The organism is Halomicrococcus gelatinilyticus (genome assembly GCA_024227995.1).
GTDB lineage: Archaea > Halobacteriota > Halobacteria > Halobacteriales > Haladaptataceae > Halomicrococcus > Halomicrococcus gelatinilyticus.
Genome location: CP100466.1, coordinates 263,488 through 287,242 on the forward strand (window position 1 = coordinate 263,488; position 23,755 = coordinate 287,242).

Here is a 23,755-nt window from a genome sequence, read left to right on the forward strand (position 1 = left end):
CCAGTCAGGTGCGCCGGTGGAGCCAGAGCGCACAGCCGAGCGCGACGAGGCCGCTCGCGGTCGCGATGGCGAACGCGACCCGGTAGCCGAGCAGGGTGTAGATGCGCGACCCGGCGACGGTCTCGCCGGTCCAGTAGACGTCCAGCGCGACGCCCATGACGCCGGGGAGGACGGCACCGCCGAAGAAGCCCATGGCGTTGATGGCACCGGTCGCCGTCCCGCTCGTCTCGCCGGCGTGGCGCTCCTTGACGACGGTGTAGGAGAGCAGGAACCCGCCGAGGAGGAACATCACGCCGAAGAAGGCCGCGCCGACGTAGGCGAGCGGCGGCGTCCCGGTGAGGGCGATGCCGGCGTACGCGAGCGTGTAGAGGAGACCGGCGGCGACGATGAGCCCCGTTCGCCGGCCGAGTCGGTCCGAGAGCCACCCCATCACGGGCGACCCGAACAGCAGCCCGGCGTTGCCGGCGAGCGTGTAGAGCGACGCCGTCCGGACAGAGAGGTCGTAGGCGTGAACGAGGTAGGGGACGCCCCACAGCCCCATGACGGTGAAGTTCGTCCCGATGGCGAAAAACAGCATCAGCCCCATGATCCACGTCTCGCGCTCGCGGAGGACGACCCGCGCGTTGTCGAGCACCTCCGCGAACGTCAGGTCCGGCGGGTCGGCGGCGTCCGCGACCGGAGCCAGCCCGGCCTGCGCCGGCGAGTCGCGCACGACCAGGACGACGGCCACCGTGACCCCGAGACCAGCGACGCCGACGGCGAGCAGCGAGGCGCGCCAGCCGAGGTCGGCGACCGCGACGGCGAGCGGCGTCGTCGCGACCAGCCCACCGAGCGCCGACGCCGAGAGGGTCAGCCCGGTGACGGTGGCGAACTCGTCGGCGCGGAACCAGTTCGCGCAGTAGCGCAGCGTCGCGATGTAGATGACGCTACCGCCCAGGCCGACGAGCGCCCGGCTCGCGAACCCCGAGACGTAGGTACCGCTCGCGGCGAACCAGAGCACGCCCAGCGCCATCACGAACGAGCCCGCGCCGGCGACCCGCCGGGTTCCCTTCTGGTCGGCGAGCACGCCCGCCACCAGCTGGAGCGGCGCGTAGATGTAGAAGAAGGAGGCGTGCAGCAGACCGAGTTCCGAGCCGGTGGTGTCGAAGGCCCGGGCCAGGTGTTCGGCGAGCACGCCCGTCGACACCCGGTGGAAGTTGACGAGCACGAACGCCGACGCGAGGACGGCCCAGCCGACCCAGCGACGCGTCTTCAGGTCGTCCGACGATACCATGCCATGCCCTTCCGTCCCGGCCAGGTAAAACTAGGGGAGGCGACAATTGCTCCGCCTGGTTCGGCGGGACCGCGACCGCGCGGCGCGTCCGGACCGCGCCCCGTGACGGAACCGGCCGTTCTTACCTCGGTTGCGGTGACCGCCGACGGAAGGACGCATTATCGGTGGTTCCGGGTCGCTTTTGCTCGCAAGTCGCCCACTCTCCCCCGTGAGTCGCCGAACGACCCCGGCAACGAACTGTCGTCATGGCTGAGGACACCGGCTCCCGGTCGCCGAGCCCGGACGGCGGTGGGACGGCCGACGCCGCCCCTGCCCAGAACGCCGATGCCGGCCGTCTCCTTTCGACGCGGTTCGCCGCGCTGACGGACCGGTTCGTCCACGTCGTGGAACTGGCCGCGGCGCTGGTGTTCGCGCTCCTGTTCGCCATCGGCGTCGTCGACCTCGTCATCCGGATCGTCGAGGCGGTGCTTGACGGGACGATAACCGATCCCACCGTCGTCGTCGGATTCATCGACACCGGGCTCCTCCTGCTCGTCATCGTCGAGGTGTACCAGACGGTCGTCGCCTACACGCAGGAGAGCGATACGCGCCAGGTGGTCCGGCTCATCATCTACACCGGCGTCATCGCGATGGTCCGTAAGGCCATCATCTTCCGCACGGGCGCGTACGCGAGCACCCAGGACGCGCTGTTCGCCGCGCTCGCGTACACCGTCATCGTCCTCGGACTCATCGGGCTGCTGTTCGTCGAGCACGTCATCACGACGAGCTCCGAGAAGGCGACCGTCTGAACGGTCGCGTTCCCGTGCTGGTCCGCCGACCCGCCCGCTGGACCGACGCCCCGTCGGTTGCGGACACCACCGGTCGCCCACGAGTCCGTCCGATTCCTGTGGCTTCCCGTGGATTCATGCCGGCCGAGCGACAACTCCGAGGCGACATCCACATGAGCGAGGATTCCACATCGGCACCGGACGCGCGGGAGCAGCGGAACGCGGTCCGCGACCACTACGGGACGTTCGCCGCCGGCGAGGGCGACGCCTGCGGCGTCTCCGGGTCGTCGTGCTGCGGCGGGGGCGAGGCCGACGTCTCGGCGACCGCGCGGGAGCTCGGCTACTCGACGGAGGAACTGGAGGCCGTCGCAGCGGGAGCGAACCTCGGCGTCGGCTGTGGCAACCCCACGGCGATAGCGAACCTGGACGAGGGCGAGACGGTCGTCGACCTCGGGTCCGGCGCGGGCTTCGACTGCTTCCTCGCCGGCCGGGAGGTCGGCCCCTCTGGACAGGTGATCGGCGTCGACATGACGCCCGAGATGGTCGAGCGCGCCCGCGACAACGTGGAGGACAACGACGCCGACGCGGTCGAGTTCCGCCTCGGCGAGATCGAGCACCTGCCCGTGGCCGACGCGACGGCCGACGTGGTCATCTCGAACTGCGTCGTCAACCTCTCGCCCGACAAGCCGCAGGTGTTCGACGAGGTGTACCGCGTCCTCGCGCCCGGCGGCCGCGTCGCCATCACCGACGTCGTGTTGACGGCCGACCTGCCGGACGGCCTCCGGACGGACCTCGACGCCATCTCGAACTGCATCGCCGGCGCGTCCCGCATCGGTGACCTCGAAGCGATGCTCGAAGACGCCGGGTTCGAGTCGGTGTCGGTCGAACCGAAGGACGACAGCGACGCGCTCATCCGCGAGTGGACCGAGGACCGCGACCTCAGCGAGTACGTCGCCTCCGCGCGGATCACGGCCCGCAAGCCGGCGTAGGGACGGCCAGGAGCCGCTTCTCTCCTCCTACCCGAACAGCACCAGAGCGACGAAGAACAGCACCAGCGCCCCGGCCAGTACGAGCACCGGCTTGAGCGCGTCCAGGATGCTGTCCTCGGGCGGCTCGGGGCCGGAACTCGTGAGGGGACCATCTGTACCCATGGGATTCTCTCCGGCACCTGCCCACGTAACAATTATGTAGTCTCTGTTATGCGGTCCCTGGAACACGACCCGTCTCCCCGTCCCCTGCTCTCCGAGCGACGGGAGTTGCTCGCGGGAGCGTCGCGCACCTTGCCTCGCCGTAAACCGTTAAGGTCGGGGGGCGACAAGCCGGGGACATGAAGCTCGGCACCGGACTGTTCACCTGCCAGCGCCGCCCCGACGACGACCGCTCGATGACCGATATCTACGACGAGATGCTGGAACTCGGCGAGGCCATCGACGACGCTGGACTCGACAGCGCATGGGTGTCCGAGCACCACTTCGCGGACGACGGCTACCTCCCCGCTACGATGCCCTCGCTGGGCGCGCTGGCGGCCCGGACCGACGACGTCGAGATCGGTACCTGCATCGCCCTCGCGCCGCTGTACGACCCGGTACGCCTGGCGGAGGACGCCGCGACGGTGGACCTGCTTTCAGACGGTCGCCTGACGCTCGGCCTCGCCATCGGGTCCAACCCGGCGGAGTTCGAGGCGTTCGGCGTCCCCCGCGAGGAGCGCGTCGACCGCCTCATGGACACGACGAACGTCCTCCGCGGCGCGTGGTCGGAGGGACCGCTCGACTACGACGCCGAGTTCCACGACGTCTCGCCGGACGTGAGCGTGACGCCGAACCCCGAGTCGGACGTCCCCGTCATGTTCGGCGGGTCGGCGAAGCCGGCGGTCCGCCGCGCCGCCCGCACCGCCGACGCGTGGTGTGCTCCCTCCGCGCTCTCCATCGAGGGCGTCCGCAAGCGCAAGGAGGACATCGAGAACGTCCGCGAGGAGGAGGGCCTCGACGACGACTTCGACGTGTACGTCCTCCAGCACGGCTTCGTCGCCGACTCCCGCGAGGAGGCGTGGGAGACGATGAAGTCGGGCTACTTCTTCATCCAGCGGCGGTACGCCGAGATCTTCTCCGGCGAGACGGTCGACGAACTCGACGACGAGCGCAAGCAGGAACTGAAAGAGCAGGCCATCTTCGGCACGCCCGAGCAGGTCGCAGCGGAACTCGAGACGTACCGCGAGGCGCTGGGCGACGACGTCCACTTCATCTTCCGCACGTACCACCCCGGCATCGGCACCGACGAGATGGTCGAGTGCGTCGAGCGTCTCGGCGACGAGGTCGCTCCGCTCGTCAGGTGACACCACCGTTTCCGCTGCTGGTCGACCGTCGTCCCCGCGCCAGCACACCACCCCACAATTTCCGCTGTTAGACCGCCGGGCGGCGTCGGATTTTGGCTTCGTCCGCGACGGCTAGCGCCCGTCGTCTCGGGGTCGGTATCGTCTCGGGGTCGCTACGACCCGCCCTGGCTGACGCTGGTGGTGTCGTCGTGCGAGCGCCGCCCGGAGAATGGGTAGCCGTGGACGTCGTTCGACCGTCGGGAGGCGGTGAGGAAAGCGTCCAGATCGTCAGACGAGCAACTGGATGTCGGCGTCCGCCATGTGCTCGAGGGCGGTGGCAGCGCCGACGTCGGCGACGACGCCGTCGTAGAGTTCGTCGGCCTCGTAGTCCATCAGCTCCATCGTCATCTGGCAGGCCTGCATCTCGACGCCGCTCTCGATGGAGAGGTCGACGAGCTCCTCGATGGTCGCCGTCCCGTTCTCGTCGATCTTCTTGTTCATGAACTTCGTCGCCATCGCGTCGCCGAACGGGAGCGCGGCGAGCGCGTTCGGCATCGGCAGGCTCGGGTTGCCGACGGCGCTGAGCTTGAGCTCCTTCGACTTCTCCTCGTGGAGGATGTCGAGGCCCCAGAAGGTGTGGAAGACCACCACGTCCCATCCGAACGCCGCGGCAGTGCTGGCGAGGATGAGCGGCGGGTACGCCATGTCGAGCGTCCCCTTGGTCGCGATGATGGTCATCTTCTTCTGGCCGTCACCGACCTCGGACTTGAGGTCCGCGACCTCCTGCTCGAGCTCCTCGATCTGCTCGTAGAGCTCGGCCTGGCTCGGTGCGTCGGCCCCCGAAGCGTCGGGCGTGTCCGTACTCATGGGGTCACTCCGTCTTCCGGACGTAGTGGCGGTAGACCGAGTCGCCCTCCTCCTGGTCGAGGAGCTCGACGCCGTCGGTCGTGTCGGCCCACCCCTTGAGGTCGCTCATGCTACCGGAGTCGGTCGAGACGACCTCCAGAACGTCTCCTTCGCCGAGGCCGTCGATGGACTGCTTGGTCTTGACGACGGGCATCGGGCAGCTCTTTCCTTTCACGTCCAGCGTCTCAGTGACTTCGAATTCCGTGCTCATAGTTGGGTCACCCTTGGTCTGTCTTGGGCTTACCCCACAATACCAACTTCGGGTACAAAAACCCGTCGAATTGTAAAATCCGTACTCGACTGTTCTACCATAGTGTACTCGCTCGCGTGTGCTGAGACAACAATAACGGTGAAGCGGGGCCGTCGCTGCTGCTCTATTTTCGCAGGGTCGTCACCGACCGATACGGTATTGCGTAGTAATCGAAATACTATGCAAAAGCTTATGTGCGACCGACCAGTAACGCTACGTGACGACAATGAGTGAAGATACGTCCGACACCGACGTGGAGACCATCGAAGCGGAGACCCTGAAAGAGCAGATCGACGCTGGCGAGGACGTCACCATCCTCGACGTTCGCGCCGAGGACGAGTTCGACGAGTGGCACATCGAGGGCGACTCGGTCGAGATCGCCAACGTGCCGTACTACGGCCTCGTCGACGGCCTCGACGAGGAGGACCTCGAACGCATCCCGGAGGGCGACCCTCTCGTCGTCCTCTGTGCGAAGGGTGGGTCCAGCGAACTCATCGCCGAGATGCTCGTCGAGGAGGGCCGTGACGCGGTCAGCCTCGCCGAGGGGATGAACGGCTGGGCGACCATCTACGAGTACGAGGAGGTCGAGACCGACGGTGACGCGCTCGTCGCGCAGTACCAGCGTCCCTCCAGCGGCTGTCTGGGCTACCTCGTCGTCTCCGGCGACGAGGCGGCGATCATCGACCCGCTCCGCGCGTTCACCGACACGTACCTGGAGGACGCCGAGGAGCTCGGTGCCGACCTGAAGTACGCCATCGACACCCACATCCACGCCGACCACATCTCAGGCGTGCGTGCCCTTGCCGAGGAAGGCGTCGAGGGCGTCATCCCGGCGGCCTCCGTCGAGCGCGGCGTCACCTACGCCGACGAGGTCACCAACGCCGAGGACGGCGACGTCTTCGAGGTCGGCGACACCGAGATCGAGACGGTGTACACGCCCGGCCACACCTCGGGCATGACGTCCTACCTCGTCGACGGGGAACTGCTCGCCACGGGCGACGGCCTGTTCATCGAGAGCGTTGCCCGCCCGGACCTCGAAGAGGGCGACGAGGGTGCGCCCGACGCGGCCAAGCAGCTGTACGAGTCGCTCCAGGAGCGCGTGCTCACGCTCGACGACGACGTCCTCATCGGCGGTGCGCACTTCAGCGACTCGGCCGAACCCGCCGAGGACGGCACCTACACCGCGCCCATCGGCGAGCTGACGGAGACGATGGACGCGCTGACCGTGGACGAAGACGAGTTCGTGGACATCGTCCTCGCGGACATGCCGCCCCGGCCCGCGAACTACGTCGACATCATCGAGACGAACCTCGGTCAGCAGGAGGCCGACGACGAGGAAGCCTTCGAACTCGAACTCGGCCCCAACAACTGCGCTGCCAGTCAGGACGCACTCACGAGCGATGACTGAACCGAAGGATAGTCGGCTTCCGATGATCTACTAATGAGCGTGGAACTGATACCAGCACTGACCTTCGCCGAGCTGTTCCCGAACGGCATCGAGCGGTACGCCATCGGGGGGCTACTCATCGGTCTCGGCACGGCCGTGATCTACCTCGGCACGGGCATCATCGCGGGCGCGAGCACGTTCCTCGAATCGACGTGGTCGTACGCCTCGAGCCTGCCCCGGTTCAACCAGCCGAAGTACCTCGCCTCCCGCGACTGGCGGATCGTGTTCACGCTCGGTATCGTCCTCGGGGCGGCGGTCTACGCCGTCGTCTTCCAGGGTGGCGCGTGGACGACCGACGTACAGTGGTGGCGACTGCTCGGCGGGGGCGTCCTCGTCGGCGTCGGCACTCGCGTCGGGAAAGGCTGTACGTCCGGCCACGGCGTCTGTGGCGTGGGGTCGGTCTCCGAGACCTCCCTCGTCAACGTGGCGACGTTCATGGCGGTCGCGATCGGAACGGCCCAGCTGGTCCAGGCGCTGGGGGTGAATCCATGAGCGCGAAGCCCGACCGGCACCCGGCGTTCATGCCGGTGATACTGCTCGGCGGCCTGATCTTCGGGTTCGGACTCGGCTACAGCCACATGGCGCGTCCGGAGGTCGTCCTGAACTTCCTGCAGTTCGAGGACTTCGGACTGCTGTTCGTGATGGGCGGTGCCGCGGTCACCACCGGCATCGTGTTCGCCGTGGCGACCACCGTCCTCGACCGCGCACCACTGACCGGCCGAGCGTACTCGCGTCGACTCAAGTCGTTCGACAAGAACGTCCTCGTCGGCGGCGTCATCTTCGGCGTCGGCTGGGGCGTCACGGGTATCTGTCCCGGTGCCGCCTACGCCAGCCTCGGAATCGGGAACGTGACCATCCTGTGGGCGATCGCGGGTATGTTCATCGGCTCGTACCTGCAGGCGTTCTGGCGGGCGCGCTCGTCCGACACCGGTTCGACGTCCGTCGCGAGCGACTGAATCGGCTTTCGACCACCATCCTACCTACTGGCCGCTACCCGACGAGCTGCAGCACCGTTTCGGACCGTCGATAGCCGCTCACGCGGCCATCGCTACAGTATTGTACTATTTGCACAACACAGGTGGCGCAGTAGCGAGACTGTTGGAACAGTAACGAGATCGATTCGAAGGTCGCCATACTTCTCTGTTGACGCTTGACAGGCGTTCTGGGCGAATCCGCGCGTAGTCATGCATAAGTTACGTCTAACCATGCATACCGTATCGAAATATAGTCTTGCACCATCAACCCAAAACCGTTAAGTGGTGTTGCCGGCTATCTCCAGTTGAGCAGAAATCAATGAACAGTACAATACTGCACGAGGTGTCGAATCATGTTCGGAATTGAGAGCGTCTCCGGTCCGATGGGTGCCGCCATAATCATCGGCGCCGTGCTGGTCGAGGCGATCCTGCTGTACGTCGGCTATGGGGTACTGGAGCAGGTACTCGGACCGACCATCACGAAGGCGCTGCGGGGTGACTAGCGATGGAGGTATTCGGAGTCGCGGCGTCGCTGCTCGGCATGTTCGCCGGCTTCGGGCTACTCATCGGCCTCCTGTTCGGATTCTTCGGGATGGGTGGGTCGTTCCTCGTCACGCCCGCACTGCTGGTGATGGGCTACAAGACCGACGTCGCAGTCGCGTCCGGACTCGCGTTCGTGTTCGGGACCTCGGTCATCGCGACGCTCAAACACCGCGACCTCGGACAGGTCGACTACAAGCTTGGCGTGCTGATGATCGCCGGGACGACCGCCGGCATCGAGGTCGGCAAGATCGGCCTCCACTGGCTCCAGGACATCGGGCTGGCCAACACGGTCGTCAGCATCTCCTACGTGGGCCTCCTCGGCGCTATCGGCGTCTTCATCACGTACAACGCCATCAAGGGCGACGACGACGGTGGCGTCAGTCACGACGCCGAAGACATGGACGTCGAGGAAGCCGCCGAAGAGATCCCCGACATCGCCAAGAAGATCCAGTCCTACCGCGTTCCGCCGATGATGAACATCAAGGGCGGCCTCACGGTCTCGCTCTGGATGATCCTCGGCGTCGCGTTCGCCACGGGCCTGCTCTCGGGCTTCCTCGGCGTCGGGGGCGGCTTCATCCGGATGCCCGCCCTGTTCTACCTCATCGGCGTCCCGGTCCCGGTCGCGGTCGGGACCGACCTGTTCGAGATCGTCTTCTCGGGCGGGATCGGGAGCTTCCTGTACGCGATGGACGGCGCAGTCGACCTGACCATCGTCGTCCCGCTGCTTGCCGGTAGCGCGCTCGGAGCGCGACTCGGTGCCGCGGCCACGAGCCTCGTGGAAGAAGAGGACATCAAGGTGTACTTCGGCGTGATGCTGCTGCTGGGCGCCATCGCGGTCGCCGTGCGGGAACTCGGCGGCGTCCTGGAGATGCCCGTCCTCGACATGGTGAGCCTGGCCATCATCATCGGTGCCGCGCTGCTCGTCAGCGGGGCGGTCGTTGTCAGTTCCATCCGGGAACTCCGCACCGAAGAGCCCTCGTCCGTGGCGCAGGCTTCCGACTAACACGCCAATTTCGGACGCACGTCGTTTTCTCGTGGCGTCCACCCGATCGTTTCTGTTCTCCGACCGACCTGATCCGGACCGCTCCAGCGAGCGCCCGCGGTCCACGCGACGACGCGTAACCGTCGACGCACCATCCAGCGAGCGTCGGATTTTCGGGAGACGCGGCAGTGTTGTGCGTACTATGCAAAACCTTTTCCGTGTCTAGTCCGTATCCCTAGCCGATAACCAATGACAGACTCGATGGCTGAATACCTCCAGCAGGACATGGAGTGTGAGGGACTACTGGAGTGTCTGCACGGCCTGAAGGAACTCGACCGCAAGTGCTACCGGGTCGTCGTCGAGAGCGAGGAGCCGCTGACGATCGACGAGATCGCCGACAGCATCGACCGCGAGCGCTCGACCGCGTACCGCTCCATCCAGCGCCTCCTGCAGACGGGGTTCATCCAGAAGGAGCAGGTCAACTACGACCAGGGCGGCTACTACCACGTCTACCGGCCGACCAACCCCGACCAGGTCACGAACGACATGCAGCGGATGCTCAACGAGTGGTACGCCAAGATGGGCCAGCTCATCCAGGAGTTCGAGGACAAGTACGACCCCAAGGCCGAACAGGCCGTCAACCAGTAACCGCTGACTCGTCGTTCTATCTCCCCTTTTAGCGTTCTCTCTGCACAGTTGTGCGTCCGCCGGACCCTTTCGACCTCTCCTCGCGAGCCGCCGTGGACGGGTAGTCGCTACCGGTTCCCGGCTCTCGGCGACCCGTCACGTTCCGACCGGTACGCCAGTCCCGAGAGCGCACCGAGCGCGCCGTAGAGGGCGACGCCACCGAAGCCGTGGTCGGTCAGGAACGTCCCGAACTGGACGTAGTACAGCAGGTTCACGACCACCCCTCCCAGTCCGACGAGGGCGATGAAAAGCCACGCCCACCGTCGATCGCTCCCGGTCATGCCACTGATCTCCGCCTGGCGACGATGCGTGTCGGCTCCTATTGAACCTGATGGTCGCTCACGCTGACGTTCGGCCGTTGCGATAGCATCGCGGTCCGCGCCTGCGAGCGCGCGAGCGTCGACCCCCGCTCGTTTCCGCCGAACGCCTTCCGAAGGTATATTGAATCGTCCGTGAGTACCTCCGCCCGATGTCAACCATCGACCTGACGATGAACCTGTTGCACACCGTGTTCGCCGGTCTCTGGGCCGGCGCTGCGGTGTTCGTCGCCGCGCTCGTCATCCCGGCGGCGCGGGATGGGCGACTCGACGCGGAGGCGCTCGACTGGCTCACCCAGCAGTACACGCGGTTCTCGTCGCTCGCGGCGCTCGTGCTGCTCGCCACCGGCGGCCACCTCGCCGGTACGGGGTACACGTTCAACTCCCTGCTGGAGACGAGTCGCGGGCACCTCGTCCTGACGATGGTCGCACTGTGGTTCCTCCTCATCGGCCTGAGCCACGCCGGCCGGAGTCGCCTCAGCGACGGCCTGAGCCGCAGCGCTCGCGACGCCGCCGACGGCGCGGCGACGTTCTTCTACGCCGCGGGCGCGGTCGCCGTCGGCCTCCTCCTGGTCGCCGGTCGACTCTCGTACGCTTAGCAGGGAGCGCCGGTCGCGACGACGGCCCTCCCGTCCGGAACTGCTGTCGAGGGGGACGCGACCGTCGCCGACGGACCGGACTGACCTGCGACCTGTCTCTCCTCACCGAACCCGGGGAATCGCTGCCACCGGGGTTTCGTCCAATGTGTCCTTTTCAGGGCGTTACGCGCCGGATTTAACTTTCACCGTGGTAGGCTGACCTATTTATTCCACACCTCCGAAGCGGCGGGCATGGGATTGATGAGACGGCTCGGCGTCGGACCCTCCGACGACTCCGACCCCTACGAGTGTCAGGGGTGTGAGTCCGAGTTCGAGGTCCAGTACCAGGTGTGCCCCGAGTGTGGCAGCTACGCCGTCGAACGCGTCGACTGGGACTGAATCTCCTCGCCATCCTCTCTCGACAGCCCGCCGCCGGTCTCCGCCCTCCACGTGTCGGGTGTACCGTGACCACCGAGCGACCGCTCCCGGCCGTAAACGAACCTGGCGTTAATATAAACCAAACTAGAATAGAAATTAGTTTCTTTCGAGGGTATCGCCTGTATGGCGGATGGTAACGACAGGCGTGCGACAGATGTGGAACTGAGCAGACGAGCGTTCACGTCGTCGGTCGCGGGGGCGGCCGCGATGGCGGCCGTCGGCACCGCGACAGCAGGCGACGACGCGGCGGTAGACGACCGCTCGTGGTCTGCCGACCTCGACCCCGTCGACGCGGCGTTCACGCCCTCCGAGTGGCACACCGTCGGCCCCTTCCAGTACCAGCGCCGCGGCGTCGAGACCGGGTGGCTGTTCCCCGAGGGCGGCGAGGCTGCGTACGCGACCGGCGACGAACGACCGGCCGCCGACCAGCAGTTCCAGTCGGCGTACGCCGGCGGTGCGACAGTCGAGTGGGCGACGGAGACGCTCGCCGACGGCGAGTCGACGGTACCGCTCGATTTCGCCGACCGCGTCGACCCCACGGACGGCGGCCTGACGCCGCTGTTCGGCGGCGCTGGCCTGTTCGACGACTTCCAGGACTGGTTCGGGGTCGGCGGCGTCCTCTATGCGACCGGCTACGCCGTCGCGGCGTTCGAGATGTCCGAGACGCGCCGCGCGGTGCTGGAGACGGACGCCTCGGTCGCGTGGCTCAACGGCCGGCGGTACGAGGAACCGCCGTCGGGCGTCGTGCTGGAGGAGGGGACGAACTACCTCCTGCTGAAGAACACCCTGACCTTCGCCAGCGGCTCCGTCTCGGTGACGTTCCGCCCGCCGCGCGCGCCCGTGGAGGTGAACGACCTCGCCTCGTTCCGCGGGACGCCCCAGAACGTCGTCCTCCCGGACCTGCGCGTCGGCGAGGCGACCGACCGTCCCGCATCCGTCCGGGTGACGAACACGACGGCCGAGGAGCGAACGCCGACGCTGACGTTCGCACCGGACAGCGACCTGGTCGAGGAGCGGACCGTCGCGGTCGACCCGCCGCTGGCACCGTTCGAGACGCGGCGCGTGAACACGCGGGTCGTGACCGACGGGCCGGTGGGGAGCCAGGGCTCCGGAACCGCCGACGTGGAACGCGAGGAGACGGTCCCTGGCCTGGCGATGACCAGCACGGAGACCGCCCCGGTCGGGCGAAGCGACGCCGCGAAGTCGGCCGCCGGGACGGCAGGCGGGGGGTCGTTCACCGTTCAGGCGGCCGACGAGGCCGTCACTGCGCGCGTCGGCGTCGACGGTGCGACCGACGAGCGGGCGATTCCGCTCCGGATCCGTAGCAGAGACGAAACGCGCTGGCAGACGACGTTCGTCTCCGAACACGACGAGAGCGTTCAGGAGTTCTCCGTCAGGGAACCGTCGGGGTCGTCGGGACCGTACGAACTCATCGTCTCGCTGCACGGCGCGAACGTCCCCTCCATCAACCAGGCGGGCGCGAACGTCCAGCGCGAGGACGCCTACGTCGTCGCGCCCGGCGCGCGCGGGCCGGTCAACTACGACCACGAGGACCTGGGTCGCCTCGACGACCTCGAGGCCATCCGGGTGGCGAAAGAACGGTTCGACGTCGACGAGGACGCCGTCTATCTCACCGGGCACTCGATGGGCGGCCACGGAACCTGGCACGTCGGCCTGACGAACCCCGACCGGTTCGCCGGCCTCGCCCCCTCGGCGGGGTGGACCGACCACGAGACCTACATCACCGCGACGTTCGACCGCGACAAGCTCCACTCGTTCCCGCGGCTGAAGGCGGTCGGGGAGACGGCGCTCCAGAAGAACCTCGCGCTGCCGAAGACGGCAAACGCGGTCGACGGCACGCTCCCCGTCTTCGCGCTGCACGGTGGCGCCGACACCTCGGTCCCGACGCTGCATCCCCGGACCTACCTCCGAGCGCTGGCCAACCGCGGCCTCACGGTGCGCGGCGAGGTCGGGCGGCGTTACTCCACGCCCGACCCCGACGACGTCGACGTCGCGTTCCTGGAGGTTCCCGACCAGCCACACTGGTGGGACGCCGGCATCGGCGAGGGGACCGACTGCGTCAACCACCCCGACCTGCGGACGTTCCTGCGGTCGACCACCCGCGACCCGTACCCCGAGCACGTCCACCTCTTCACGACGAATCTCCGCGTCGAGCACCGCAAGTACTGGGTCGCGGTCCACGAGCAGGAGACGATCCACGCCCCGACGAAGGTGGACGCCGCGGTGACCGGGGACGGTCTCCGCATCGACACCGAGAACGTCGCCGTCTGTTCCGTCGACCCGCGCGTCTTCCACGAGACTGACGTGCGCGTTCGCGGCGCGCCGACGGCCACGGTGAACGGCGAGACGGTCCGACTTCCCGGCAGAGGAGGCGAACAGCGGATCTACCTCGACCTCCGCGACGGCGTCTCGGCGTCTCGCACTGCGCCCGACTGGCCCGCCGTCCGGAAGTCCCCCGAGCAGTACGGCCCGCTCAAGGAGGTCCACCACGACCCCTACTACCTCGTCTACGGGACGCAGGGCGACGCCGCCGAGACGACCGCGAACCGAAACCTCGCGAACGTGCGCTCCCAGCGGCTCGTCCAGCGAGCGCGGGCGAAGGCGACGGTCGTCCCCGACACCGCGGTCGACGACGCGCTCATGCGCGAGTACAACCTCGTGCTGTTCGGACGGCCGTCCTCGAACGCCGTGTACCAGCGCCTCGCGGACGGTTTCCCGGTCGAGGTCGGCGACGGCCGCGCGGCGGTCGCGGGGAACGTCTACGAGGGCGACCTCGGCGTGGAGTTCGTCTACCCGAACCCCGAGCATCCGGAGTCGCTCGTCCAGGTCGAGACGGGCACGTCGCTCGCGGGAGCCCGGCTCACCCGCGTCCGAAACTGGATCCCGACGCAGACGGCGACGCCCGACTACGCCATCTTCGACGACACCGTCCGCTACCAGGGGTGGAACGCCGCTCGCGCCGCCGGATTCTTCGACGAGCGCTGGCGCGTCGCCCCCGAACTGGGATACCTCCGGTCGACCGCGGTCGTCGGCCAACGGGACGACTGACGCGTCGGACGTCACGTCGCGTAAGACGCACCCCGGGGAGTTACCCCCGTCCCGTCCTGCATTCTGCCGCTGGCGTGTCTGACGACGCCAGGTTGCATGTCTGACAGGGATTTATTGAAGGGTACGTTGTGCCGTGTTGTACGAATCCCGTGTCGCACGGGTGGTCCAGCAATGAGTCAGACAGAAGACAACGCGTGGAGTTCCGGGCCGTGGCCGGGGACGTACCATGCACAACACGACTGGGAGGGCAGTGAACCGCTCAGCACGACGGTCATGACGGCCGTCGCGGAGGCTATCGACGAGGACCCGACGGAGATGGATCCGCTGTACGAGCGGTTCGACCCCGACGCCCTCGACGGACTGTTCCGGCCGAGGAGCAACGGTGCGCCGCCCTCCGGCGGCCACGTCTCGTTCACGTTCAAGGAACACCGGGTGTTCATCCAGAGCGACGGCCACATCGCCATCCACCCGCCGGCCGAGTGACAGACCGGGCGACGCGTCGGCCCGGTCGCCGGCTGTCGCACCTGCCGACGACGGCTACGACTCGATGATCTCGACCAGGTTGTCCTCGGGGTCGCGGAGGAACAGGATGCGCGAACCGCTCTCGGTCGTCTGCGGTTCGCTCAGCGTCTCGACGTCTCCGGGTACCGTCTCGTAGAAGGCGTCGACGTCGTCGGTCTCCAGGCCGAGGTGCTTCGCCCCTGGTCGGTTGATCGTATCTTCCGCCTTGCCCGCTCCCCCGGGTTCGTACTCGACGAGTTCGATCCGCGCGCCGTCTGCGTCCAGATGAGCGAAGCGCCCGGTCGCTCCGTCGACGTCCACGGCCGTCGAGAACGACGGTCCCTCGACGGTGAACCGACTGAGGACGGTGAGCCCCAGGACGTCTCGATAGAACTCGACGGCCCGGTCGAGTTCCGTTACGGTCACGCCGAAGTGATGTGCCTGCAGTTCTTCCATACCGTGACGTCCAGCCAGCACGCGCAAAACCGCTTCGGGTCGGGGAGCCAGCACCGCGTTCGCGGCCCTCGTCTCACCTCTCGTCGTCTTCGCCGTCGTCACTCTCCTCGCCGTCGTCACGAACGACCTCGATGCCAGCGACCGTCGGATCCCCTTTCTTGTGCCGGAAGACGACGTCGAGGACGCCGTCCTCCGACTCGACCGCGAACGATTTCGTCGTCCCCCTGTCGTGGCCGAGCTCCCTGTACACGTCGTAGTCGTCGAGCACCGTCTCGTCCTCGACCTCGACCGCGAACTTGCGCGGCCCCGACTTCTTGTAGTCGCGCCACCCCGTCTCGCCGAAGTACGTCTCGGCGAAGTACAACCGGACGACGTATCGGCCGTTCTCGACCGGGAACCGATACTGCATCTCGACGTCGTCGGTCGGATCTCCCTTCACGTCGGGGTCGTACCGTTGCCGCTGGAACACGGCCTCGGGCGTCCCGTCCGGAACGGCGGACGTCGTCGCGATTTGGTCGCTCGTCCGATTCGTCCGGCTTCCACTGAGGCGGGCGTTCCCGAACCACGACGGGTTGCGCTCGGTGTCCGGAAGCCAGTCCGGTCCGCCGTCCGACGCTTTCAGCCGTTCGCCGCCGACGTTGATACGGTAGCGCACCTCCGACTGCGGAGCTTCCGTCGTCCGGGTCGGCGCAGTCGTCGGCGTCGCGGTGGCCGTCGGCGTCGCAGTGGTCGTCTCCGTCCCGGTCGTCGCTGATGGGGTCCGTGTCGGCTCGCTGCTGGTCGTCATCGAGAGGTCCTGTGTCGACTCCGGGCCGGTCGTGACGGCTTCCGTCGTCGTGGCGGCCGTCCCGTCGTGGGTGCCGCCGGACACCGAGCCGAAGCCGCCACTCGGTATCCCCGTGAGGATCATCGTCCCGGCGACGAAGAAGACGATGCCGCCCCCGACGAGCGCACCCTGGGTGAACCCGTCGCGCGAATCATCTGCCATTCTTCTCACATCCTCGCGTGTGTTTCGCCATCGAACGAGGTTCGACACCCTCACGAACTAATTATACACCAGCTAAAGTGCAACGCGGCCGGGATCACCCCGAACGGCGCTGCTGGTTCATCTCGACTGCGCTACTGGTCGACGTACCGACTGCCGGATGGTCGATTCCTCGCCAACGTTCTCGGGCCAGCACCGGGGCTCCGTACGCCGGCGCGACGAACGCTGTCGGGGGAACGGCCGCACCGCTACTCGTGGCCGGAGACGGGAACGGGCTCGTAGGGCTCTTCCAGGTAGGCGACGTCGCTCGCGGAGAGGTCGATCTCCAGCGCCTCGACGGCGTCCTCGAGATGTTCGACGCTGGTCGTGCCGACGATGGGAGCGTCGACCCAGTCCTTGTGCAGCAGCCACGAGAGCGCGATCTGGGCCATCGTGACGCCCTTCTCCGCGGCGAGTTCCTGGGCGCGCTCGTTGACCTCCCTGCCGCCCCCTTCGCGGTACGGGTGGTCGTACATGTGCTCCTCGGTCTCGCCGCGGGTCGTGGCGTCGATGTCCTCGTGAGGCCGGGTGAGGTAGCCGCGGGCGAGCGGACTCCACGGGATGACGCCGACGCCCTCGCGCTCGCAGAGCGGGAGCATCTCGCGCTCCTCCTCGCGGTAGACGAGGTTGTAGTGGTTCTGCATCGTCACGAAGCGGTCGGTACCGAGTTCGTCGGCAGTGTGGAGCGCGTCGGCGAACTGGTGGGCCCACATCGAACTCGCGCCGAGGTAGCGGACCTTCCCGCGCCGGACCGCGTCGTCGAGCGCCTGCATCGTGACGCCGATAGGCGTGTCGTCGTCCCAGCGGTGGATCTGGTAGAGGTCCACGGTGTCCATCCCCAGGCGGTCGAGGGAGTTCTCCAGTTCCTGTTCGATGGCCTTCCGCGAGAGCCCGCCCGAGTTGGGGTCGTCGTCGTCCATCTGGAAGTACCCCTTCGTGGCGACGACCATCTCGTCGCGCCGGCCCTCCAGGGCGTCGCCGAGCACGCGCTCGCTCTCGCCTCCGGAGTACATGTTCGCCGTGTCGAAGAAGTTGATGCCGAGGTCGATGGCGCGCTCGATGATCTCGTGGCTCTCCTCCTCGTCGAGGACCCACTCGCGCCAGTCGCTCGTGCCGAAGCTCATGCAGCCGAGGCAGATGCGGCTGACCTCCATGCCCGTGTCGCCGAGCGTCGTGTACTCCATACGCGACGCTCGCGCGGCGCGCCCAAAAAGCTGGGCGTCCACTCGCGGCTTGCCGGATCTACTCGCCGCGTTCCGGCATCGCCCCGGCGACCGCGCGCAGCCACGCCTCGCGGTCGTCGGCCTGCACCGCCGCCGACGCCGCGCCGGCCGCGTCCGCGCCGAGGTCGAACGCCGCCGCGACGTCCGCCGCCCCGCTGATGCCGCCGCCGAGGAACACCTTCGTCTCGGGACGCTCGGCCGCGACCAGGTCGACGACAGCCTCGACGCGCTCGGGATGTGTCCGGCTGATTGCGCGTCCCGTCGCCACGTCCTCGGGCTTCTCGAACAGCAGGCAGTCCGGCTCGAACGAGAGTACCGCCCGCGCCTGCTCGACCCCGTTCGCGCAGACGATGCTCTCCAGCCCCAACTCACGACAGCGGTCGACCGTCGTCTCGATGGCGGCGAGCTCGGCAGGCCGCTCGGGATGGTTGACCAGGACGCCGTCCGCGCCCGCCGCCGCCACCGTCTCCGGCAGCACGCCGCCCGTCCGCCGCCCCGGTTCGTCGGCGTCGACCCCCTGCGCGACGACGGGCAGCGACGTCTCCGCCGCAATCAACCGGAGGTCGGGCGTCTGTGGCGCGACGACGAACCGCGCGTCCGTCTCCGCCGCGACGCGCTCGACGGTGCGGGCGAACGCCAGCCCCTCCTCGCCGGCCGTCCCGGGGTACGTCTTGACGTTGACCAGGAAGTACGGGTAGTCGAGTGCCACTGGCGGAGCCGTCTCGCTCCGGCCGGATAGCGGTTGCGACGCTCACTCCGTCGTGTCGTTCGTCCCGCAGAGGGTTCGGTTCCCCGGGGGCTCACCGCAGCGGGCGCTCGTCAGGAACACGAGCCGGCCGTCCTGTTCGACCTGCGCCTTGGCGTACAGGCAGTCGGCGTCGCTCTCGCCCAGGTCGAGGCGCTTCCACTTCTTGCGGTCGTCGACGCGGCCGCGGAGGACGATGCGCCCGGCGTCGGTCGGCCACGCGCAGGGGACGTCGGTCCCGCCAGCGACGTCGAACGTCGACCCGTCCTCGGTCACGGTTCGCATGCCCCGGACCTCGTAGGACTCCTGGTGGACGAGGTCGCCGTCGTGTTCGACCTGGAGGTGGACGACGTGCGGCCGGTCGTGGATGTTCCGCACGACCAGGTCCCGGAGTTCTGTCGCGTCAGAGCCGTTCCCGAACGGCAGGTCGACTCCGAGACAGCCGGCGGTGGCGAGCGCGGGGAGGGCGGCGAGCAGGCGGCGTCGGCGCATCAGGTAAGCCGGCCGACGGAAGTTAGAAATATAGGTTTTCTGGAGCCGTGCCGGTCGCGGAACCTTTACTCCGTCGTGGCGTCCGCTCCGCAGGCGGTCGGTTCGTCCGCCCGCGACGCACAGTCGCCGCTCACCATGAACGTGAACCGGCCGTCGCGTCCGACGTGCGCCTCGACGACCCGGCAGTCGGCGTCGCTCTCGCCGAGGTCGTACGTCTCCCACTCCGACCGGTCGTCGACCCTGGCGCGGAGCACGATGCGTCCCGGTTCGGCCGGCCACGCACAGGGCACGTCGGCCCCGCCCACGACGTCGTACGCCGACTCGTCTCCGAACACCGTGTGCTTCGCCTCCACGTCGTAGGACTGCCAGTGGACGAGGTCGCCGTCGTGTTCGACCTGGAGGTGGACGACGTGCGGTTCGTCGTCGTGGTTGCTCACGGTCAGGTCGCGGAGTTCGGTCGCGTTCGATTCGCTCCCGAACGGCAGCACGGCTCCAAGCAGACCGACCGTGACGAGCGCGGAGAGGGACCCAAGGAGGCGACGGCGACGCATCTGGTAATATACGGGTTCTACTCGGAGAAATAAAAACCTTCTGTCGACGGGACGGTCGAACGCCCTCAGGCGTTCTCGGTGACGTCGAGCGGTTCCTCGGTGGGTTCGTCGTCCTCCAGCAGTTGCGGCTTCCCGAGGGGGAGCGAGCCGAAGAGGGCGTAGTGGACGGCGAACGACACGGCGACGACTGCGACCAGGACGGTCAGGATGCGTTTGATGCGACCCATACGCGTTGCTCGGTGGCGGAAAGAAAGAACGCTTCGGTCCCGGTACGATTTATCAGTCCGCCGGTCGACGCATCGGCCATGACCGACGTGCTTCCGGACGCGACGGAACGGTTCGCCCGCGCGGCCATCGCCGAACCGGACGAGACGCTACGGGAGATGGAGTCGCGCGGCGAGGACTTCCCCACCGTCGGACGCGAGGTGGGGCAGTTCCTCCGCCTGCTCGCGCGCATGGTCGACGCCGAGCGCGTCTTCGAGTTCGGCTCCGGGTTCGGCTACTCGGCCTACTGGTTCGCGGCCGCACTCCCCGAGGACGGCCAGGTCGTCCTCACCGAACACGACGAGGACGAACTGGACGAGGCGCGCGAGTATCTCCGTCGGGGCGGGTTCGCCGACCGAGCGGTCTTCGAGGCGGGCGACGCGCTGGAGACGATCGAGCGCTACGACGGCCCGTTCGACGTGGTGCTCGTCGATCACCAGAAACATCGCTATCCGGACGCTCTAGATGCAGTCCGCGAGAAGGTCCGACCGGGCGGCGTCGTCGTCGCGGACAACGCGATGGTGAGCGGCGCACAGGACTTCGACGCCATCCTCGACGCGCTGGAGGGTGGCGACCCCGACCTGGACGCGGAGTCGCGCGGCATCGCGGAGTACCTGACGACGGTGCGCGACGACCCGGCGTTCGAGACGAGCGTCGTCCCGCTGGGCGAGGGCATCGCCGTGAGCTACCGCCGCTAGTCTCCCAGAGCTAAAGCCGCCAGTCGCGGGACTAGGGCGCGGACGTGACGACCAGCACGGGCACGTCGACGGTCCTGAGGACGCGCCCCGTGACGCTGCCGAGGCGCTGGCCGGCGAGCCCGGATTGGCCTCGCGAGGCCATCACGACGAGGTCGACGTCCTTGTCCTCGACGTACGTCGCCACGGCCTCGTGGGGCGGGTTTCGGACGACGGTCGTCCGGTAATCGACGTCGTCGACGGTGTCCGCGAGTCGCTCGATCGCTTCTTCGCCGCGCTGTTCGAGTCGCTCGATGAATCGCTCGGAGACGCCGCCGGCGTCGAACACGCCCGCTTCACCCTGCACGTCGACGGCGTTGAGGAGGTGGAGCGTCGCGTCGCAACGCCGTCCGATCTCGGCCGCGTACGGGCCAGCCCACTCGGCAGCGTCGCTCCCGTCGGTCGTGACGAGCACGTCCTCGTACGCCGCCTCGGCGTCACCGGCCGTCCCCCCTTCGGCGACGGTCAGCACCGGGGCGTCGGTCCGGCGCAGCACTCGCTCCGTGACGCTGCCGAGCAGTCGCTGGCCCAGCCCCGACCGGCCCCGCCGACCCAGGACGACGAGGTCGGCGCCGCTGTCGGCCGCGAACTCGGTGAGGACCGTCGCTGGTCGTCCCTCGACGAGGTGGGTGTCGACGGCGAGGCTCCGATCGGCCGCTAGCGCGGCCGTCTCGTCGAGGACGTCCTGTCCCGTCTCGGTCTCGCCCTCCGTTCCACCGCCGAACCGCGACCCGCCGCCGGTTGCGAGGAGCACGTCGACGCTCGCGTCGCACGCGTCGGCCAGCTCGAAGCCGAACGTCGCGGCGCGCCGCGCGCAATCGCTCCCGTCGACGCCGATCAGGATGCGGTCGAACATGGTTCGAGTCTCCCCACGGACGACCATAAGCGTGTGCCCCCATCCGGGTGGAAGGGACGTCAGTCGGCTCGCTGTGGGTGGTCGCCGCGACTCGACACCGCGTCGGTCACGGTGTCGACGGCGCGGCCGAGCAGGACCTGGAGCGAGCCGCGTCGAGCGACGAACAGGACCGTCCCGAGCACGACGTAGACGACGCTGAACGCGACGAGGAGTTCGTTGCTCGTCAGCGGGAGGACGAGGAGGTCGCGGATGATGACGAACTCCAGGGCGACCTGCGAGACGAAGAGAACGAGCAGCGTGACGGCCTCGCGCGCCGAAATCTCGTAGTTGACGAGCAGTGACAGCGCGAAGTACGACTGGGCGGCGGTGAGCCAGATCTCGTCGGCCTGCTTCGCGTCGAACTGCAGCGTCCCGTACTGTCCGATGGCGATGGAGTAGACGACGGCGAGCGTGCCGATGAGCAGCGTCCACTGGTTCAGCTTCGAGGAGATGAGCGCGTTGAACCCGGCCGTCGAACGCGCCTTGTTGACGAGGTAGGCGACGACGATGAGTTCGGGCGACTCGGAGGCCAGCGGCGCGACCCACTGGATCATGAAAAAGGAGGGTATCCCGACGCTCTGGCCGATCTCCTCGAGACCGTGGGCGAACGGCTCGACCGCGGTGAAGATCATCGCACCGGAGTAGCCGAACAGCAACAGCACGGTCGCGACGCGCCGGGTGCGCGGGAACGACTGGAGGTACGCCGGGACGCCGACGTGCTGGTCGGTCTCCTCGACGTCGCCCCGGAGCACCACACCGATGTACGCGACGTAGAGGCCGACGAGGAAGAGCGTGTCCAGGGCGTCGATGCCGCCGTTCAGCGGCACCAGGAACGCCCAGAGGGTCGCGGCGAACAGGAACGTTATCTCCAGGGAGATGTCGGGGTCGATGCTGACGGCGTCGGCGAGCGTCCCGGACCGGTTCACCACGTTCGGGTCCACGTCCGCGCGACTGCGGAACACGGTGAACAGCGCGATGCCCGACCAGCCGAGGCCGATGAGGATGCGGTTCGCGCCGGTCATGTTCGCGACGGCGAGGTTGCCGGCCTCCGCGCCGCGGGGCGTGCCGGCGAACTGCCCGGCGTTCCAGGCGTAGAAGGCGTCGACGGCGTACTCGGGGGCGACGGCGAGCACCGCGAGCACGGCGATGGCGAACGCGCGCGGCACGTCCTTCTCCGCCGTCTCGGCTCCCCACGCGAGCAGGAACGACGCGCCGAGGACGGCGAGGCCGCTCAGGAAGACCGTCAGCAGCGTCGACTCGGCGTGGAACGACGTGCTCCAGACGACGAACCACGGGGCCGTCAGCGCGAACGCGACGCCGATGGCGGCGAGAGTCTGTCTACTCATCCATGCCTTCCACGCCCTCGAATGGCATTAGAACAACGGTAGGTGCCGTCCGGCCGACGTTCGCCGGCGACTGCGGCAGACGGCAGCGCCCGTGGCTGGCGACGCGCACGGCTGGCAACGTGCACGGCCGGCAGCGCTCGGTGGATACCCGCGACGCACGGCCCGTCAGCGCCGACTGCCGGGCTGGGGGTCGACGTGCGGCTTCGCCATCAGGTCCTCGAACCGGCTGTCGTCGAGCCATTCGAGTAGCGCGACGAGCTGGTCGGTCGCCGCCTCGAACAGCCGCTCGCCCTTCTCGGCGGTCGCGTCGGTCTGGTCGCCGAGGACGCCGTTCTCCGTGTTGTCGATGGCGTCGTAGAAGTTGCGCGCGCCGTGGACGCGGAAGTCGCCGTCGGCGATGTCCGGCAGTCCAGTGTCGCGTGCCTCCGCGAGCTTCTTTTCGCGCACCAGTTCGGGCGCGAGGTGCTGTATCATCGCCGTCTCCTTCGGACCGCCGTGGGGCCCGTTGCGTTCGAACACCTCGTCGACGAGGTCCGGGATGGACTCGTCCCACATCCACTCGACGGCGAAGGCGACCTCGTCCTCGCGGAGGCGACGTCCGACCTCCCGGAGGTGCTCCATGTTCCCGCCGTGGGCGTTGACGTAGACGATGCGGTCGACGCCGTGGTAGGTGAGGTTGCGCGAGAAGCTCTCGACGTAGTCGCGGAACGCGGGCGGGTCGACCCACATCGTGCCGTGGAACTGCTTGTGGTGCGGGCTCACGCCGACGTTGACCGTCGGCGTGCAGAGGTAACCCGCCCGCTCGGCGGCTTCGCGCGCCAGCCCCTCCGCGATGAGGTGGTCGGTGGCGAGCGGCAGGTGCGGGCCGTGCTGTTCGGTCGACCCCAGCGGGACGACCGCGACCGACTCCTCCGCGACGTAGTCGCCCAGTTCCGGCCAGGTCTGGTCGGCGAGGTACATACGCGAACTGGACACTCCGGGC

The 23,755-nt window shown here is 67.9% G+C and carries 29 protein-coding genes; 14 read left to right on the forward strand and 15 right to left on the reverse strand.

Annotated elements, in window-relative coordinates:
* Positions 1 to 4 precede the first annotated feature (4 nt).
* The gene (locus tag NKT36_RS16505) at positions 5 to 1,273 is read right to left on the reverse strand and encodes an MFS transporter (protein WP_327053481.1); all 1,269 of its coding nucleotides are present in this window, start codon (positions 1,271 to 1,273) and stop codon (positions 5 to 7) included.
* 245 nt (positions 1,274 to 1,518) lie between these two features.
* On the opposite strand from NKT36_RS16505, the gene NKT36_RS16510 reads away from it, so the two are divergent.
* The gene (locus tag NKT36_RS16510) at positions 1,519 to 2,061 is read left to right on the forward strand and encodes a phosphate-starvation-inducible PsiE family protein (RefSeq protein ID WP_327053482.1); all 543 of its coding nucleotides are present in this window, start codon (positions 1,519 to 1,521) and stop codon (positions 2,059 to 2,061) included.
* Positions 2,062 to 2,213: 152 nt separating this feature from the next.
* Entirely contained in the window at positions 2,214 to 3,029 is an 816-nt protein-coding gene (gene arsM, locus NKT36_RS16515; RefSeq protein ID WP_327053483.1) for an arsenite methyltransferase, read from the forward strand.
* Positions 3,030 to 3,056: 27 nt separating this feature from the next.
* On the opposite strand, the gene NKT36_RS16520 is transcribed toward arsM, so the two are convergent.
* A complete protein-coding gene (locus tag NKT36_RS16520; protein WP_327053484.1) occupies positions 3,057 to 3,191 on the reverse strand; it encodes a hypothetical protein in 135 nt (44 codons plus the stop codon).
* Positions 3,192 to 3,367: 176 nt separating this feature from the next.
* Here NKT36_RS16520 and NKT36_RS16525 point away from each other — a divergent pair, with 176 nt between their 5' ends.
* Positions 3,368 to 4,372: an LLM class flavin-dependent oxidoreductase gene (locus NKT36_RS16525; protein ID WP_327053485.1), complete on the forward strand. Its 1,005-nt coding sequence runs from the start codon at positions 3,368 to 3,370 to the stop codon at positions 4,370 to 4,372.
* A 267-nt stretch (positions 4,373 to 4,639) separates the two neighbouring features.
* On the opposite strand, the gene NKT36_RS16530 is transcribed toward NKT36_RS16525, so the two are convergent.
* On the reverse strand, positions 4,640 to 5,218 hold the full coding sequence (locus NKT36_RS16530; protein ID WP_327053486.1) for a DsrE/DsrF/DrsH-like family protein: 579 nt from the start codon (positions 5,216 to 5,218) through the stop codon (positions 4,640 to 4,642).
* A 4-nt stretch (positions 5,219 to 5,222) separates the two neighbouring features.
* Complete coding sequence (locus NKT36_RS16535; protein WP_327053487.1) at positions 5,223 to 5,468, reverse strand: sulfurtransferase TusA family protein; 246 nt, start codon at positions 5,466 to 5,468, stop codon at positions 5,223 to 5,225.
* Between the two features lie 265 nt (positions 5,469 to 5,733).
* On the opposite strand from NKT36_RS16535, the gene NKT36_RS16540 reads away from it, so the two are divergent.
* From NKT36_RS16540 to NKT36_RS16565, 6 genes are all read left to right on the forward strand, one after another.
* Positions 5,734 to 6,915, forward strand: a complete 1,182-nt coding sequence (locus NKT36_RS16540) for an MBL fold metallo-hydrolase (protein ID WP_327053488.1) — start codon at positions 5,734 to 5,736, stop codon at positions 6,913 to 6,915.
* Positions 6,916 to 6,948: 33 nt separating this feature from the next.
* Positions 6,949 to 7,446 (forward strand): YeeE/YedE family protein, encoded by a 498-nt coding sequence (locus NKT36_RS16545; protein ID WP_327053489.1) that lies wholly within the window; start codon positions 6,949 to 6,951, stop codon positions 7,444 to 7,446.
* The gene (locus NKT36_RS16550) at positions 7,443 to 7,910 is read left to right on the forward strand and encodes a YeeE/YedE family protein (RefSeq protein ID WP_327053490.1); all 468 of its coding nucleotides are present in this window, start codon (positions 7,443 to 7,445) and stop codon (positions 7,908 to 7,910) included. The genes NKT36_RS16545 and NKT36_RS16550 overlap by 4 nt, the downstream gene beginning before the upstream one ends.
* A gap of 371 nt (positions 7,911 to 8,281) precedes the next feature.
* Positions 8,282 to 8,431, forward strand: a complete 150-nt coding sequence (locus NKT36_RS16555; RefSeq protein ID WP_327053491.1) for a DUF7512 family protein — start codon at positions 8,282 to 8,284, stop codon at positions 8,429 to 8,431.
* Positions 8,432 to 8,433: 2 nt separating this feature from the next.
* Entirely contained in the window at positions 8,434 to 9,474 is a 1,041-nt protein-coding gene (locus NKT36_RS16560) for a sulfite exporter TauE/SafE family protein (protein WP_327053492.1), read from the forward strand.
* A gap of 228 nt (positions 9,475 to 9,702) precedes the next feature.
* Entirely contained in the window at positions 9,703 to 10,101 is a 399-nt protein-coding gene (locus NKT36_RS16565; RefSeq protein ID WP_327053493.1) for a helix-turn-helix domain-containing protein, read from the forward strand.
* Positions 10,102 to 10,208: 107 nt separating this feature from the next.
* Here NKT36_RS16565 and NKT36_RS16570 read toward each other — a convergent pair whose 3' ends face one another.
* Positions 10,209 to 10,421 (reverse strand): hypothetical protein, encoded by a 213-nt coding sequence (locus NKT36_RS16570; RefSeq protein ID WP_327053494.1) that lies wholly within the window; start codon positions 10,419 to 10,421, stop codon positions 10,209 to 10,211.
* A gap of 188 nt (positions 10,422 to 10,609) precedes the next feature.
* On the opposite strand from NKT36_RS16570, the gene NKT36_RS16575 reads away from it, so the two are divergent.
* The 4 genes from NKT36_RS16575 to NKT36_RS16590 all read left to right on the forward strand — a co-directional run bounded on the left by NKT36_RS16575 (position 10,610) and on the right by NKT36_RS16590 (position 15,025).
* A complete protein-coding gene (locus NKT36_RS16575; RefSeq protein WP_327053495.1) occupies positions 10,610 to 11,056 on the forward strand; it encodes a CopD family protein in 447 nt (148 codons plus the stop codon).
* Positions 11,057 to 11,287: 231 nt separating this feature from the next.
* The gene (locus NKT36_RS16580) at positions 11,288 to 11,434 is read left to right on the forward strand and encodes an FmdB family zinc ribbon protein (protein WP_327053496.1); all 147 of its coding nucleotides are present in this window, start codon (positions 11,288 to 11,290) and stop codon (positions 11,432 to 11,434) included.
* Between the two features lie 162 nt (positions 11,435 to 11,596).
* A complete protein-coding gene (locus tag NKT36_RS16585; protein ID WP_327053497.1) occupies positions 11,597 to 14,542 on the forward strand; it encodes a prolyl oligopeptidase family serine peptidase in 2,946 nt (981 codons plus the stop codon).
* Positions 14,543 to 14,713: 171 nt separating this feature from the next.
* Complete coding sequence (locus NKT36_RS16590) at positions 14,714 to 15,025, forward strand: HalOD1 output domain-containing protein (protein WP_327053498.1); 312 nt, start codon at positions 14,714 to 14,716, stop codon at positions 15,023 to 15,025.
* Between the two features lie 54 nt (positions 15,026 to 15,079).
* On the opposite strand, the gene NKT36_RS16595 is transcribed toward NKT36_RS16590, so the two are convergent.
* The 7 genes from NKT36_RS16595 to NKT36_RS16625 all read right to left on the reverse strand — a co-directional run bounded on the left by NKT36_RS16595 (position 15,080) and on the right by NKT36_RS16625 (position 19,761).
* Complete coding sequence (locus NKT36_RS16595) at positions 15,080 to 15,499, reverse strand: VOC family protein (protein ID WP_327053499.1); 420 nt, start codon at positions 15,497 to 15,499, stop codon at positions 15,080 to 15,082.
* Positions 15,500 to 15,572: 73 nt separating this feature from the next.
* Positions 15,573 to 16,487 (reverse strand): malectin domain-containing carbohydrate-binding protein, encoded by a 915-nt coding sequence (locus tag NKT36_RS16600; RefSeq protein WP_327053500.1) that lies wholly within the window; start codon positions 16,485 to 16,487, stop codon positions 15,573 to 15,575.
* A gap of 245 nt (positions 16,488 to 16,732) precedes the next feature.
* Complete coding sequence (locus NKT36_RS16605; RefSeq protein ID WP_327053501.1) at positions 16,733 to 17,707, reverse strand: aldo/keto reductase; 975 nt, start codon at positions 17,705 to 17,707, stop codon at positions 16,733 to 16,735.
* Between the two features lie 58 nt (positions 17,708 to 17,765).
* The gene (locus NKT36_RS16610) at positions 17,766 to 18,455 is read right to left on the reverse strand and encodes a triose-phosphate isomerase (protein WP_327053502.1); all 690 of its coding nucleotides are present in this window, start codon (positions 18,453 to 18,455) and stop codon (positions 17,766 to 17,768) included.
* 42 nt (positions 18,456 to 18,497) lie between these two features.
* Positions 18,498 to 18,983: a hypothetical protein gene (locus tag NKT36_RS16615; RefSeq protein ID WP_327053503.1), complete on the reverse strand. Its 486-nt coding sequence runs from the start codon at positions 18,981 to 18,983 to the stop codon at positions 18,498 to 18,500.
* A gap of 65 nt (positions 18,984 to 19,048) precedes the next feature.
* Positions 19,049 to 19,534: a hypothetical protein gene (locus NKT36_RS16620; protein ID WP_327053504.1), complete on the reverse strand. Its 486-nt coding sequence runs from the start codon at positions 19,532 to 19,534 to the stop codon at positions 19,049 to 19,051.
* Between the two features lie 65 nt (positions 19,535 to 19,599).
* Entirely contained in the window at positions 19,600 to 19,761 is a 162-nt protein-coding gene (locus tag NKT36_RS16625; protein ID WP_327053505.1) for a hypothetical protein, read from the reverse strand.
* Positions 19,762 to 19,839: 78 nt separating this feature from the next.
* Between NKT36_RS16625 and NKT36_RS16630 the strand changes: the two genes are divergently transcribed.
* Positions 19,840 to 20,496, forward strand: coding sequence for an O-methyltransferase (locus tag NKT36_RS16630; RefSeq protein WP_327053506.1), 657 nt, complete (start codon positions 19,840 to 19,842; stop codon positions 20,494 to 20,496).
* A gap of 31 nt (positions 20,497 to 20,527) precedes the next feature.
* Here the strand turns inward: NKT36_RS16630 and NKT36_RS16635 are convergent, their stop codons facing one another.
* From NKT36_RS16635 to NKT36_RS16645, 3 genes are all read right to left on the reverse strand, one after another.
* A complete protein-coding gene (locus NKT36_RS16635; protein ID WP_327053507.1) occupies positions 20,528 to 21,388 on the reverse strand; it encodes a universal stress protein in 861 nt (286 codons plus the stop codon).
* 59 nt (positions 21,389 to 21,447) lie between these two features.
* On the reverse strand, positions 21,448 to 22,773 hold the full coding sequence (locus NKT36_RS16640; RefSeq protein WP_327053508.1) for a sodium:calcium antiporter: 1,326 nt from the start codon (positions 22,771 to 22,773) through the stop codon (positions 21,448 to 21,450).
* A gap of 165 nt (positions 22,774 to 22,938) precedes the next feature.
* The gene (locus tag NKT36_RS16645; protein ID WP_327053509.1) at positions 22,939 to 23,733 is read right to left on the reverse strand and encodes a creatininase family protein; all 795 of its coding nucleotides are present in this window, start codon (positions 23,731 to 23,733) and stop codon (positions 22,939 to 22,941) included.
* Between the last annotated feature and the right edge of the window lie 22 nt (positions 23,734 to 23,755).

Coding starts and splice junctions, on each gene's coding strand:
- NKT36_RS16505 (WP_327053481.1), bottom strand. CDS start 1,273: ATGGTATCGTCGGACGACCTGAAGACGCGTCGCTGGGTCGGCTGGGCC.
- NKT36_RS16510 (WP_327053482.1), top strand. CDS start 1,519: ATGGCTGAGGACACCGGCTCCCGGTCGCCGAGCCCGGACGGCGGTGGG.
- arsM (WP_327053483.1), top strand. CDS start 2,214: ATGAGCGAGGATTCCACATCGGCACCGGACGCGCGGGAGCAGCGGAAC.
- NKT36_RS16520 (WP_327053484.1), bottom strand. CDS start 3,191: ATGGGTACAGATGGTCCCCTCACGAGTTCCGGCCCCGAGCCGCCCGAG.
- NKT36_RS16525 (WP_327053485.1), top strand. CDS start 3,368: ATGAAGCTCGGCACCGGACTGTTCACCTGCCAGCGCCGCCCCGACGAC.
- NKT36_RS16530 (WP_327053486.1), bottom strand. CDS start 5,218: ATGAGTACGGACACGCCCGACGCTTCGGGGGCCGACGCACCGAGCCAG.
- NKT36_RS16535 (WP_327053487.1), bottom strand. CDS start 5,468: ATGAGCACGGAATTCGAAGTCACTGAGACGCTGGACGTGAAAGGAAAG.
- NKT36_RS16540 (WP_327053488.1), top strand. CDS start 5,734: ATGAGTGAAGATACGTCCGACACCGACGTGGAGACCATCGAAGCGGAG.
- NKT36_RS16545 (WP_327053489.1), top strand. CDS start 6,949: ATGAGCGTGGAACTGATACCAGCACTGACCTTCGCCGAGCTGTTCCCG.
- NKT36_RS16550 (WP_327053490.1), top strand. CDS start 7,443: ATGAGCGCGAAGCCCGACCGGCACCCGGCGTTCATGCCGGTGATACTG.
- NKT36_RS16555 (WP_327053491.1), top strand. CDS start 8,282: ATGTTCGGAATTGAGAGCGTCTCCGGTCCGATGGGTGCCGCCATAATC.
- NKT36_RS16560 (WP_327053492.1), top strand. CDS start 8,434: ATGGAGGTATTCGGAGTCGCGGCGTCGCTGCTCGGCATGTTCGCCGGC.
- NKT36_RS16565 (WP_327053493.1), top strand. CDS start 9,703: ATGACAGACTCGATGGCTGAATACCTCCAGCAGGACATGGAGTGTGAG.
- NKT36_RS16570 (WP_327053494.1), bottom strand. CDS start 10,421: ATGACCGGGAGCGATCGACGGTGGGCGTGGCTTTTCATCGCCCTCGTC.
- NKT36_RS16575 (WP_327053495.1), top strand. CDS start 10,610: ATGTCAACCATCGACCTGACGATGAACCTGTTGCACACCGTGTTCGCC.
- NKT36_RS16580 (WP_327053496.1), top strand. CDS start 11,288: ATGGGATTGATGAGACGGCTCGGCGTCGGACCCTCCGACGACTCCGAC.
- NKT36_RS16585 (WP_327053497.1), top strand. CDS start 11,597: ATGGCGGATGGTAACGACAGGCGTGCGACAGATGTGGAACTGAGCAGA.
- NKT36_RS16590 (WP_327053498.1), top strand. CDS start 14,714: ATGAGTCAGACAGAAGACAACGCGTGGAGTTCCGGGCCGTGGCCGGGG.
- NKT36_RS16595 (WP_327053499.1), bottom strand. CDS start 15,499: ATGGAAGAACTGCAGGCACATCACTTCGGCGTGACCGTAACGGAACTC.
- NKT36_RS16600 (WP_327053500.1), bottom strand. CDS start 16,487: ATGGCAGATGATTCGCGCGACGGGTTCACCCAGGGTGCGCTCGTCGGG.
- NKT36_RS16605 (WP_327053501.1), bottom strand. CDS start 17,707: ATGGAGTACACGACGCTCGGCGACACGGGCATGGAGGTCAGCCGCATC.
- NKT36_RS16615 (WP_327053503.1), bottom strand. CDS start 18,983: ATGCGCCGACGCCGCCTGCTCGCCGCCCTCCCCGCGCTCGCCACCGCC.
- NKT36_RS16620 (WP_327053504.1), bottom strand. CDS start 19,534: ATGCGTCGCCGTCGCCTCCTTGGGTCCCTCTCCGCGCTCGTCACGGTC.
- NKT36_RS16625 (WP_327053505.1), bottom strand. CDS start 19,761: ATGGGTCGCATCAAACGCATCCTGACCGTCCTGGTCGCAGTCGTCGCC.
- NKT36_RS16630 (WP_327053506.1), top strand. CDS start 19,840: ATGACCGACGTGCTTCCGGACGCGACGGAACGGTTCGCCCGCGCGGCC.
- NKT36_RS16635 (WP_327053507.1), bottom strand. CDS start 21,388: ATGTTCGACCGCATCCTGATCGGCGTCGACGGGAGCGATTGCGCGCGG.
- NKT36_RS16640 (WP_327053508.1), bottom strand. CDS start 22,773: ATGAGTAGACAGACTCTCGCCGCCATCGGCGTCGCGTTCGCGCTGACG.
- NKT36_RS16645 (WP_327053509.1), bottom strand. CDS start 23,733: ATGTACCTCGCCGACCAGACCTGGCCGGAACTGGGCGACTACGTCGCG.